The 12,331-nt window shown below is 64.4% G+C and carries 6 protein-coding genes; all 6 read left to right on the top strand.

Annotated elements, in window-relative coordinates; translation table 11 throughout:
• Window positions 1-21 precede the first annotated feature (21 nt).
• Window positions 22-2,868 (top strand): ATP-binding protein, encoded by a 2,847-nt coding sequence (locus ACP2YP_RS21720; RefSeq protein ID WP_426418397.1) that lies wholly within the window; start codon window positions 22-24, stop codon window positions 2,866-2,868.
• A gap of 357 nt (window positions 2,869-3,225) precedes the next feature.
• Complete coding sequence (locus ACP2YP_RS21715) at window positions 3,226-3,945, top strand: outer membrane protein (protein ID WP_426418396.1); 720 nt, start codon at window positions 3,226-3,228, stop codon at window positions 3,943-3,945.
• 480 nt (window positions 3,946-4,425) lie between these two features.
• Window positions 4,426-7,929 carry a DNA polymerase III subunit alpha gene (gene dnaE / locus ACP2YP_RS21710; RefSeq protein WP_426418395.1) on the top strand — a complete coding sequence of 1,168 codons (3,504 nt, stop codon included), beginning with the start codon at window positions 4,426-4,428 and terminating at the stop codon, window positions 7,927-7,929.
• An 85-nt stretch (window positions 7,930-8,014) separates the two neighbouring features.
• Entirely contained in the window at window positions 8,015-8,557 is a 543-nt protein-coding gene (locus ACP2YP_RS21705) for a hypothetical protein (protein ID WP_426418394.1), read from the top strand.
• A 98-nt stretch (window positions 8,558-8,655) separates the two neighbouring features.
• The gene (locus ACP2YP_RS21700; RefSeq protein ID WP_426418393.1) at window positions 8,656-9,396 is read left to right on the top strand and encodes a carbonic anhydrase; all 741 of its coding nucleotides are present in this window, start codon (window positions 8,656-8,658) and stop codon (window positions 9,394-9,396) included.
• Between the two features lie 178 nt (window positions 9,397-9,574).
• On the top strand, window positions 9,575-12,220 hold the full coding sequence (locus tag ACP2YP_RS21695; protein ID WP_426418392.1) for a caspase family protein: 2,646 nt from the start codon (window positions 9,575-9,577) through the stop codon (window positions 12,218-12,220).
• Window positions 12,221-12,331 lie beyond the last annotated feature (111 nt).

Below are 12,331 nucleotides of genomic sequence, written 5' to 3'. Positions count from 1 at the left end.
GCGGTTACGCAGGACGACGCCATGATTATGCCGATGGCACAAGCCGGAGACGTCATATCGTTCGGTCCTTTCAGCTTGGTCGCAAGCGAAAAGCTGCTCACCAGAGCGGGAACACCTGTAGAGTTGAGCACACGAGCGCTCGACATTTTAATTGCTCTCGTGTCCCGTCCCTACGAAGCCATGAGCAAGAAGGATTTGCTCGCACGCGTCTGGCCTGGCGCCGCCGTACACGAAAACAGCTTGCGGGTTCAAATTGCCAACCTGCGCAATGCACTCGGCGATGGAACGAACGGTGCTCGATACATCGTGACGCTGGCCGGGAAGGGGTACTGCTTTGTCGCCCCCTTGTCGCGATCTGGCGATCAAGGCAACGCATCTCCCGAGACTGCCATCAGTTTCCCGCACGCCAATCTGCCTAGCCCGTTATTTCGAATGGTGGGGCGCGATGATGACGTTCTCAGGCTGTCGAACCAACTGACCGCCGCCCGCTTTGTCACAATCGTCGGCACCGGCGGGATTGGCAAAACCACAGTTGCGGTGGCGGTTGGACGCCACTTGAGTGTTGCGTTCGCGGATGCTGTGCTCTTTGTCGATCTTGGGACGTTGAGCGATCCAGGCTTGGTGGCCACATTCTTGGCCTCCATGCTGAGTCTGTCGGTCCAGTCCGAGGATGCGACGCCCAACCTGGTCGCGTATCTACGGGACAAACGAATTCTGCTCATCCTCGATACCTGCGAGCATCTGGTCGACGCGGTAGCGGCTCTCGCGGCGCGGATCGTCGCGGCTGCGCCGCAAGTCCACATCTTGGCGACAAGTCGCGAAGCTCTCCAGGTCGAAGCCGAGCACGTCTACAGACTGGATCCACTGGCTTGTCCGCCGGATGATAAGGGGCTCACGGCCGCGGTCGCCCACAGGTTTCCCGCGACCCAGCTTTTTATGGACCGGGCATTGGCGAGTGGCGCTCGCATGGACTTCAGTGACTTGGAGGCCGTGGTTGTGGCGAGCATCTGTCGGAAGCTTGACGGGGTCGCCCTTGCAATTGAGTTGGCCGCAAGACGGGTAGAGACCTACGGCCTGGCGGAAACCGCCGCGCTTCTCGACCAGCGTCTGGCGTTGCTATGGATAGGACGGCGCACCGCGCCGCCGCGCCAAAAAACCCTGCAGGCGACGCTGGACTGGAGCTACGGGCTTCTCTCGGAATTGGAGCGCATCGTGCTGCGCCGTCTCGCTGTGTTCGTCGGGCATTTTTCCCTTGATGCGGCGCTGGCGGTAGTGACGAGCGCCGACGTCGATCAATCGCTCGTCTTTGGCGCGATCGACAGCCTTGTCGCCAAGTCGATGGTCGTAACCCATCCGATCGGGACTGTGATGCGGTACCGACTCCTGGATACGACGCGTGCTTACGCTCTTGAAACCGACGTTGCCGATGCCGAACAGAGCGAGTTGCGCATCCGCCACGCGGCTTACTACCGCCAGTGGCTGGAGAAGACCGGGACAGATTGGCCGACCTTATCGAGTGGCGCGGAACGGGTACCGCACTTTGCGGCCCTCAACAATGTTCGCGCGGCTCTGGAATGGTGCTTTGGCACGAACGGCAATGTCAAGGTCGGCGTGAAGCTTGCCTCGGCGGCGGCGCCTGCTTTCCTGGCAATGTCTTTGCTGAGCGAGTGTCATCGATGGTCGGAGCGCGCAATCCTTGCTCTCGACGACGCTACTCTCGGAGGGCTCGATGAGATGCACCTGCAAGCAGCCCTCGGATTGTCCTTGAATTTCATGCGCGGAGAAATCAGCGCGGCGGGCGTAGCCTTGAACAGGAGTCTAGCGATTGCTGAAGAGCGCGGCAACGCCCTCGACCAGGTGAGGCTGCTGCCCCAGCTGCAGATGTTTTGCATACGCAGCGGAGATTTCAACACTGCCCGGCATTACGGCATGCGTTGTTCCGTTATTGCCAGGACTATTGAAGATGTGGAAGCTGTCGCTTTAGCTCACTTCTTTTTGGGCAGTGTATTCCACTTTATGGGTGACCTCGGCGCCGCTCGCGTGGAGCTCGAGGCGGCCCTCAAGCACGAGAGAAGCTCCCGGTCGAGTACGACGATCAGCTTCGGCTTCGACGGTAGAAACCTCGTCGGCGCCATTCTCGCAAGGAATCTGTGGTTGCAGGGCCATCCGGCTCAAGCGGCGGAGCGCGCACGCCGGACAATCGAGATCGCAGCGAGGGCGGACCATTCGTTGACGTTGTGTATCGCCTTGATTCTGTGTGTTAACGTGTTCTTCTGGAACGGCGACCTGGAGACCGCCGAAGAGTACATAGATTGGCTCATCTCCCGTTCCGAAACTTATTTTTTGGCGCCTTATCTCGCAGCCGGACGCGGCTTCAGAGGAGCGCTGGCTATCCATCGAGGGGACATGACGGATGGCGTTGAGGATCTGAAAGGCTATCTGGAACAGCTGCACTATTCGCCCTACACGCTCTTGAATATCGCGCTGGTCCAAGGCCTCGCAGCGACAGATCGGTTCGCTGAAGGCACTGCAACGATCGATGAGACGATCAGAATGGTGGAGGCAAGCGGAGAGCTCGCCCACATGCCAGAGTTGCTGCGTGTGAAGGGCAACCTTCTTCTGTCCATGCCGCAGCCCAGCATCGACGCCGTTCAGGCATGCTTTATGCAGTCGCTTGAACTGAGCCGCGTTCAGGGTGCAAAGGCGTGGGAGTTGCGAACGGCGACCGATCTCGCAAAGCTCTGGGCGAGTCAGGGGCGCGCCGACGACGCGAAGGCACTGTTGCGGCCGGTATTCGGTCAATTTTCGGAGGGGTTGGATACTCCAGATCTCAAGGCTGCCGAACGCCTGCTGGCAGCGATAAGTTAGTCTCTGCGGCGCTACGCCGGCGTGCTTGCGCCGGGCACCAGCGCGAATGTGGCGATCGCAAGCGAGAATATGGCGACAATAGGGAGAGAAAACGGCGCGCGCATCTTCGGTTTTCAATCACAGGATTGTGCGCGCGACAATGTCACGCGCGCATGAAGCGCATCTCGCGCAGAAGACATTGGAACTGCTGAATAGTCTTGTTTCAAAGGGTTTCCTGAACGCGCTGCTAAACTTTCATTAATGCAGCGCCGGTCTTTGGAGCGAACTGTTGCGTCGGGGTTACAGCAATTCCGTCGATCGCTGATATGACGTCGCCATGGCCCGGGGGCCTAATGACGAAACTGGAACGGGATTCAAATGAACAAGAATTTGTTGCTTGCTGCTGTGAGCCTTGTTGCGCTCAGCGCGACTGCACCGGCGCTGGCTGCTGACCTCGCTGCGCGGCCTTACACCAAGGCGCCCGCGATGATCGCGACCGTCTATGACTGGAGCGGCTTCTACATCGGTATCAACGGCGGCGGTGCTTCCGCTCACACGACCTGGGATCAGCGCGCTCCGCTGGTTGGCGGGGAGGGCTCGCACAACGCCACGGGCGGCACGGTCGGTGGCCAGGTCGGCTATCGCTGGCAGTCGGCTCAGTGGGTGTTCGGCCTGGAAGGCCAGGGCAACTGGGCTGACTTCTCGGGCGACAACCTCAGCGCGCTCACCGGCTTCACCAACCGCTCGAAGATCGATTCGTTTGGTCTGATCACCGGTCAGGTCGGCTACGCCTGGAACAACGTCCTGCTCTACGTGAAGGGTGGTGCGGCTGTGGTTGGCACCAAGAACGAGCTCCGCGTCGCCGGCGTGACCGCTGCTTCCGTCAGCGACACCCGTTGGGGCGGCACCGTCGGTGCGGGTCTCGAGTTCGGCTTCGCTCCGAACTGGTCGGTTGGCGTTGAGTACAACCACATCTTCCTGTCGGACAAGGACATCACCTTCACCGGCATTCAGACCGATCGCGTGCGTCAGGACGTCGACATGGGTCTCGTCCGCCTGAACTACAAGTTCGGTGGTCCGATCCTCGCCAAATACTGAGCAAAGTCCTGAGACTAGCCGCTTCGCAAGAAGCGGTTGTCGAAAGCCCCGGCCTTGCGCCGGGGCTTTTTATTTTGTGAATTCAGCGAGTTAACCATTTCCTTTTGAAGCGGCTGAGTTTGCTTGACTCCTGAGAACAAAATGAGAACAATGTTCTTCATACGTTCTGGTGATGGAGCAAGCCATGTTCAGGATTTTCGTGGAAGAAGCCGCTGCACTGACGTCGATCGCGCTGTTCGTCGGGATGATCGCGATCTGGGCCCAAGTCATACCGCAGCTCTGATCCCGCAGCTCCAGCCGGCCGCACCCCTCGTCGGGCTCCTTGGGGAAAAGCGGGATGAGGCGGCCGATCGGCCGCTGCGGCGTGGACTCTGGCGCGGCGACACCCCACCATCGTGAGGCGAGTCGGCCGGGCGGGTGCAGGATGCCTTCACTGCCGGCAACCGCTCCAACCCATCTGCAAGAGGCCGTCACGCGACCATGCCGAGCGCCGGATTTGTCCACCTTCACGTTCACTCGGCCTATTCGCTGCTCAAGGGCTCGATCAAGATCGCCAAGCTCGCCGAGCTGGCGAAGAAGGACCACCAGCCGGCGCTGGCGCTGACCGACACCGACAATCTGTTCGGTGCGCTGGAATTCTCAGACAAGATGGCGAGTTCCGGCATCCAGCCGATCGTCGGCTGCGAGCTCGCGATCGATTTCGGCGATCAGGATCCCAATGCGCGCAACGCGCTTCCGCCTTCGCGCGTGGTGCTGCTGGCAGCCCAGGAGCGCGGCTATCGCAGCCTGATGCGGCTGAATTCCCGCGCGTTCCTCGAATCGCCCGACAGCCACGCGCCGTTCATCAAGTTCGACTGGTTCGACGGCGAGACCGAGGGCCTGATCGCGCTGACCGGCGGCCCGGACGGGCCGATCTCGCTCGCGCTGGCCGCGGGGCACGCCGAAATCGCGGCCACGCGCTGCGAACGTCTCGCCGGCCTGTTCGGCGACCGCCTCTATGTCGAATTGCAGCGCCACAACATCGACAAGGAACGGCGCATCGAGAGCGGACTGATCGACATTGCCTATGCCAAAGGCCTGCCGCTGGTCGCGACCAACGAGCCGTATTTCGCCACGACCGACGATTACGAAGCGCATGACGCGCTGCTCTGCATCGCCGGCGGGCGATTGATCGCGGAGACCGAGCGCGAGCAGCTCACGCCGGATCACCGCTTCAAGACCCGCGCCGAGATGGCGGTGCTGTTTGCCGACATTCCGGAAGCGCTGGCCTCGACGATCGAGATCGCCGAGCGCTGCTCGTTCCGCCCGATGACGCGCAAGCCGATTCTGCCGTTCTTCACGGTCGGTGCCGCCGGCAGCTCCGATGCGGCTGCGGTCGAGGCGGCTGAGCTGAAGCGGCAGGCGGAGGAGGGGCTCGCCAATCGCCTGCGCGTGCACGGCCTGTCGCAGGGCACGACAGAGGAAGATTACAGCAAGCGCCTGGCGTTCGAGCTCGACGTCATCTTGCGCATGAAATACGCCGGCTACTTCCTGATCGTGTCCGACTTCATCAAATGGGCGAAGAGCCAGGGCATTCCGGTCGGGCCGGGCCGCGGCTCCGGCGCAGGCTCGCTGGTGGCGTGGGCGCTGACCATCACCGATCTCGACCCGATCAAGTTCGGCCTGCTGTTCGAGCGCTTCCTCAATCCCGAGCGCGTCTCGATGCCGGACTTCGACATCGACTTCTGCCAGGACCGCCGTGGTGAGGTGATCAAATACGTGCAGGAGCGCTACGGTCGTGACCAGGTCGCGCAGATCATCACCTTCGGAACGCTGCAGGCGCGCGGCGTGCTGCGCGACGTCGGCCGGGTGCTGCAAATGCCGTACGGCCAGGTCGACAAGCTCACGAAATTGGTGCCGCAGAATCCGGCCGCGCCGGTGACGCTGGCGGCTGCGATCGAGAGCGAGCCGAAACTTCAGGCGTTCCGCGACGAAGATCCGGTGGTGGCGCGCGCCTTCGACATCGCCCAGCGTCTCGAGGGCCTGACGCGGCACGCCTCGACCCATGCGGCCGGCATCGTGATCGGCGATCGCCCCCTGAGCGAACTCGTGCCGATGTACCGCGATCCCAAGTCGGACATGCCGGTGACCCAATTCAATATGAAATGGGTCGAGCCGGCCGGCCTCGTCAAATTCGACTTCCTCGGCCTGAAAACGCTGACCGTGCTCGATGTCGCGGTGAAGCTGTTGAAGCCGCGCGACATCCATGTCGATCTCGCGACGCTGCCGATCGACGATGCCGAGAGCTACCAGATGCTGGCGCGCGGCGAGGTGGTCGGCGTGTTCCAGGTTGAAAGCCAGGGCATGCGGCGCGCGCTGGTCGACATGCGCCCGGACCGTTTCGAGGACATCATCGCGCTGGTCGCGCTCTATCGCCCGGGCCCGATGGCGAACATCCCGACCTATTGCTCGCGCAAGCACGGTGACGAGGAGCCGGAATATCTCCATCCGGTGCTCGAGCCGATCCTGAAAGAAACCTTCGGCGTCATCATCTATCAGGAACAGGTGATGCAGATCGCGCAGGTGATGTCGGGCTATTCGCTCGGCGACGCCGACCTGCTGCGCCGCGCCATGGGCAAGAAGATCCGCGCCGAGATGGACAAGCAGCGCGACATCTTCGTCGCGGGCGCGGTGAAGAACGGCGTGCCGAAAGGGCAGGCCGAGACCATCTTCGAGCTGCTCGCCAAATTCGCCGACTACGGCTTCAACAAGAGCCACGCGGCGGCTTATGCGCTGGTGTCCTACCACACCGCCTACATGAAGGCGCATTATCCGGTGGAGTTCATCGCGGCGTCGATGACGCTCGATCTCAACAATACGGACAAGCTCTCCGAATTCCGCTCCGAGGCGCAGCGTCTCGGCATCAAGGTCGAGCCGCCGAACATCAACCGCTCAGGTGCGACCTTCGAGGTCGGCGACAAGGTCATCTACTACGCGCTGGCCGCGCTGAAGGGCGTCGGCATCCAGGCCATCGATCAGATCATCGAGGAGCGGACCAAGCGGGGCCTGTTCACCTCGCTCGCCGACTTCGCCGCGCGCGTCAATCCGCGTGCGATCAACAAGCGCGTCATCGAAAGTCTGGCCGCTGCCGGCGCCTTCGACACGCTGGAGCCGAACCGCGCCCGCGTCTTCGCCGGTGCGGACTCGATCCTGGCCGCCTGCCAGCGTGCGCATCAGGCCGAGACCATCGGTCAGAACGACATGTTCGGCATGTCAGCGGACGCGCCGACCATCATGCTGCCGCAGATCGAGCCGTGGCTGCCGGCCGAGCGGCTGCGCCGCGAATACGACGCTATCGGCTTCTTCCTGTCGGGCCATCCGCTCGACGATTACGCCACCGTGCTGAAGCGGCTGCGGGTGCAGAGCTGGGCGGAATTTTCGCGCGCGGTGAAGACCGGTGCCACCGCCGGCAAGGTGGCGGCCACCGTGGTGTCGCGCATGGAGCGGCGCACCAAGACCGGCAACAAGATGGGCATCATGGGACTTTCCGATCCCACGGGCCACTTCGAGGCCGTGCTGTTTTCCGAAGGCCTTGCGCAATATCGCGACGTGCTGGAGCCGGGCGCCGCGGTGCTGCTTCAGTTAGGTGCCGAGCTCCAGGGCGAGGATGTCCGCGCCCGCGTGCTGCATGCCGAGCCGCTGGATGACGCTGCCGCCAAGACGCAGAAGGGCCTGCGCATCTTCGTGCGGGACACCAAGCCGCTGGATTCGATCGCCAAGCGCCTGGCCGGACCGGAAGCTGCAGGCGCGAACGGCGCCGCGCCAAAGATCGGCAGCCCCGGCATCGCGCCGCGCTCCAACGGCGACGGCGAGGTCTCGCTGGTGATGATGCTCGATCTCGAGACCGAGGTCGAGATGAAGCTGCCCGGCCGCTTCAAGGTCTCGCCGCAGATCGCCGGCGCGATCAAGGCGGTGGCCGGCGTGGTGGACGTGCAGCAGATCTAGCCAGTCGTCGTGTGGGCGTGATCGGCGTATGTGATCGCGCCGTTGCAACCAGGCGATGTTTCCGGCTAGCATGCCTCGGGGAACGATGTTCGGGGGCGTGATGCTATTGCGTTGGCTGGTGCTGCTCGTGGCGGCGGCGTTGCTGTGCGGCTGTGAAACGACGACCGTGAGGAGCGGGCTGGACTATTCGGAGACGTTGCGGAAGGTCGGGCCGCCGAAGGCGGGACAGGCGCGTATCGTCGTGCTTCGTGAAAAAGGCTACGGCGGGCTTGCCGATGCAGGCTGGGGCTTCAGCCTCGACGGCACGCCGCTCAAGGATCTGAAGACCGGGACCTATGTCTATGCCGATCGTCCGGCCGGTCAGCATCAATTCGTGGCGGAAGAGGCGGGCTTTCCCGGCGTCACCCGCATCGATTTTTCCGCCCGTTCGGGCGAGACCCTGTTTTTCGTTGCGCGCATGAGCGAGCGCAAGACCGCCGTGATCGCCAATGCGAGTACGGGGGTGCTGGGCTACGGCCTCACGCTCGCGATGACCGCAGGCTACAAGAACCAGGGGCCGATGGATTTCCTCGCGCTGGATGACACGGCAGCGCGAACAACGATCGCCGAACTGAAGCTGGCCCAATAGTCGCGCAACGGGGCGTTGAGGCTTCGTGACGCCAACGCAGCAGGGATGTAAAACAACGCATCTGCGCTGATCTCGCTGCAACAGCCGAGGAGCCAACAATGTGCGACCAATGCTCTCAAGATCGCTTCAATCAGATGGAGCCATCGCGGCGGTCCGCCATGCTGCTGACCGTCTCCGCGCTCAGCGTCGCCTTCGCCGGCCGGGCCTTCGCCAAGGACACCAAGCCGCCGCCCAAACCGCAGAACGTGCTGTCGCCCGACGCGGCGCTGAAGCGGCTGATGGATGGCAATGCGCGCTACGTCGACGGCGTCTCGCGGCGGCATGATTTCAAGCATGAGCGCGAGGCGCTGGCCAGCGGGCAGAATCCGTTCGCGGCGGTGCTGAGCTGCGCCGACTCGCGCATCGCGCCGGAATACGCCTTCGACACCGGCCGCGGCGATCTCTTCGTCTGTCGCGTTGCCGGCAATTTTGCCGGTACCGAGACCATCGCCAGCATGGAATACGCCGTTGCCGTGCTCAACACGCCGCTGATCCTCGTGCTCGGCCATGATGCGTGCGGCGCGGTCGATGCCACGCTGAAGGCGCTCAATGACAACACGTCGCCGCCGGGACACATTCCCGCCCTGGTCGATGCGATTGCGCCCGCCGCAAAGGTTGCGATGCAGCAGGGTGGGGAGGTGCTCGACAAGGCGATCCGGCAGAACGTGGTCGACAATGTCGCGAAGCTGAAGTCGGCCGCGCCGATCCTCGATGCAGCCGTGGAACAGGGCAAGCTGAAGATCGCCGGCGGCATCTACCGGCTCACGACCGGGACGGTGGACCTGATCGCGCAGGGCTGAAACTGACAGGGCTGAAACTGACGCAACGGCTTGAGCTTACGCAAAGCTGACGCAAGACATTGAGGTCGGCGCGTGCCATGCCATCGCCTCAATCCGAGCCTTTCGTTCAAGTGCCGTTCAGCCGGCTGCGCGTCTCATGCGTGGCGGCACCTCAACAACAATAACGGGCAAGCAAGCCATGCGCGGGACACACAAGGTCTTCATCTGCTTTCTTCTGCCGATCCTCTTCATTGCAGGTGCACTCACGCCAGTGCGTGCACAGCAGCAGGAAAAGCGCATCGCGCTCGTGGTCGGCAACGGCGCTTATGCCAAGTCGCCGCTGGCGACGACTGCGAACGATGCCGGCCTGATCGCGCAGACGCTGCAGGCGGCCGGCTTCGACGTCGTCGGCGCGCGCGATCTCGACGGCGACACGCTGCGCAAGAGTTTTCGCGATTTCATCCAGAAGGCGCAGGCCTCAGGCCCCGGCACCGTCGCGATGATCTATCTGGCCGGCTACGGCGTGCAGCTTGCCGGCGAGAACTATTTCATCCCGGTCGATTCCAACATCACCCGCGACACGGACGTTCCAACCGAAGGCTTGCGCGTCAGCGACTATGTCCGCCAGCTCGCCGCCATTCCGCTCAAGGCCAGCATCGTGGTGCTCGACGCAGGCCGCGCGCAGCCCTTCATCGAGGGCGGCCAGCAGCCGATCGCGAGCGGTTTGGCGCTGGTCGAGCCCGATCCGAACATGCTGATCGCCTTCAACGCCGCGCCCGGCACGGTGGCGCCGGAAGAGCCTGGGCCGTATGGCGTCTATGCGCAGTCGCTGGCCGAGATGATCCGCACCGGCGGCCTGTCGCTGCCGGAGGTGTTCGACCGCGTCCGCCTGCGCGTCAACGAGGCCTCTAAGGGCGCGCAGGTGCCCTGGGACGACCAGAAGATCACCGCGCAATTCGCCTTCTTCGAGCGCGCCCCCGACGCGCCGCCGCCGCAGGCTGCGCCCGACCAGGTCGCGGCGATCCGCAACAAGCCGATCCGCGATCTCGGTGTGCAGGACGCCTATGCGGCCGCACTCGAGCGCGACACGCTGCCGGCCTATGAGGATTTTCTCGCCGCCTATCCCGGCGATCCACTTGCGAAGCGCGTGATGGTGATCGTGGCGGCGCGCCGCGAGGCGATCACCTGGCGGCGGACTTATCGCGCGGATACGCCGGACGCCTATTGGTCGTATCTACGCCGCTATCCGCGCGGGCCGCATGCCGGCGATGCCCGGCGCAGGCTTGCGATCCTGACCGCGCCGCTCGAGCCGCCGCCGACCTTCGCGATGATGGACTATGACGTGCCGCCGCCGCCCCCGGCCGAGGTGGTCTATGTCGACCGTCCCGTGCTGTACTTCAGCGACCCTGATTTCGGCTTCGCCCCGCCACCGCCGCCGCCGGTCTATTTCTGCCCGCCGCCGCCGCCGGACTTCGTGGTGCTGGCGCCGCCGCTTGCGGTCGTCGGGCTGTTCGTGCTGCCGCAGCCGGTGTTCGTGCCGATCCCGGTGTTCGTCACGCCGCCGGTCTATGTCGCGCCGCCGCCGAACAACATCATCTTCAACAACATCCACAACACCACGGTCATCAATACTGTGATCAATCAGCAGCCGCCAGTAACAGCGGCGGGCGATCCGGCTATTACCGCGACAGCGGCAGCATCCGGAAAGCCAGTCGGGGCAACGACAGCTGTGCCGCCGACCGTGATTCAAAAGGCCGCCCTGATCCGGGACAACAAGGCGCCGGTCCCCGACACGGTTTCGGTCGATCCGACAACGAAAGCCGGATCGGCAGCCATGAAGACAAGGAGCCAAGTCACGACGCTGACCGGCAACGCTGCTACGGGAACTCCAACGGGCACGCCAGCGACCGGCAACGCCGCGGCGAAGACGGGCGTTGGGGGCGCAACGGTCACGGGACCGCAGGGCGCGCCAGCGACCGGTGGCGCGGCGACTGCGGCGACCGGTAGTGCCGCAACGAAGACGGGAGCCCCCGTCGCGCCGGTCACCGGCAACGCCACCGTGCCCCCGGCCGGAGGCAAGGCCAATCCGGCGAATACGGCCACCGCGCCAAGCACGGCGGATGCGAAGGCCGGTCCGCCGTCCAACCACTCGTTGCCCGTGCCCGGCCAGACCGCGCCTGCGATCAAGGGCGCGCCGCAGACAGGAACGGCGGCCACAGGGACGTCTTCGTCGACATCCTCGACGAATCCCGCTGGTGGCACTGGCGCCACCGCCAAACCCGGCAGCAGCTCGCAGCCTGCCAGCGCTAAGCTCACGCCGCCGACAACGCCTTCAAACGCGCCGCCTACGGGAGGAGCGCGTCCGAACGTCCAGGAGCGCGCCAATACGGTCAGTCCCGCGAATACGGCGAATACGGCCAATGCGCCGGCAAAGCATGGAGAAACCAAGCCGACCCCGCCATCGCCCCCTGCGCAGTCGCATGCCAATGTGCAGCCGGTCGAGAAGCCTGCTCTGCGCGAGAAGCTGACGCCGCCGCCGCAGGCGGCCCGGCCGGCGGCGCCTCGGCCGCCGCAGCCCCACGCCGTGGCGAGGCCCGCACCGCCGCCACCGCCGCGTCCAGCCGCGCCCCCGCCGCCGCGCGTGGCATCGCCACCGCCGCCACGACCGGCGCCGCCACCGGTGGCAGCGGCTCGGCCCGCGCCGCCACCGGTTGCCCGGCCGGCCCCGCCACCACCGCCGCCAAGAGTCGCCGTGGCCCCGCCGCCGCGTCCGGCGCCACCGCCGCGACCTGCCGCCCCGCCGCCGGCGGCCAAGAAATGCCCGCCCAACCAGCCAAAGTGCTAGCGGGCAGGGCGGAAATCCCGGAATGGGCCTTTCGCGGGCGGTAAAGGCCCCGAAAGGCCGTTATTTCCTTGCTTCTGGCCGAAATGGCGCTATACAGCGCGCCATCTCACA

The sequence above is a fragment of the Bradyrhizobium genosp. A genome (genome assembly GCF_049949275.1).
GTDB lineage: Bacteria > Pseudomonadota > Alphaproteobacteria > Rhizobiales > Xanthobacteraceae > Bradyrhizobium.
The sequence above is the reverse complement of the archived record's forward strand: the minus strand, read 5'-3'. Positions and strand labels throughout refer to the sequence as shown.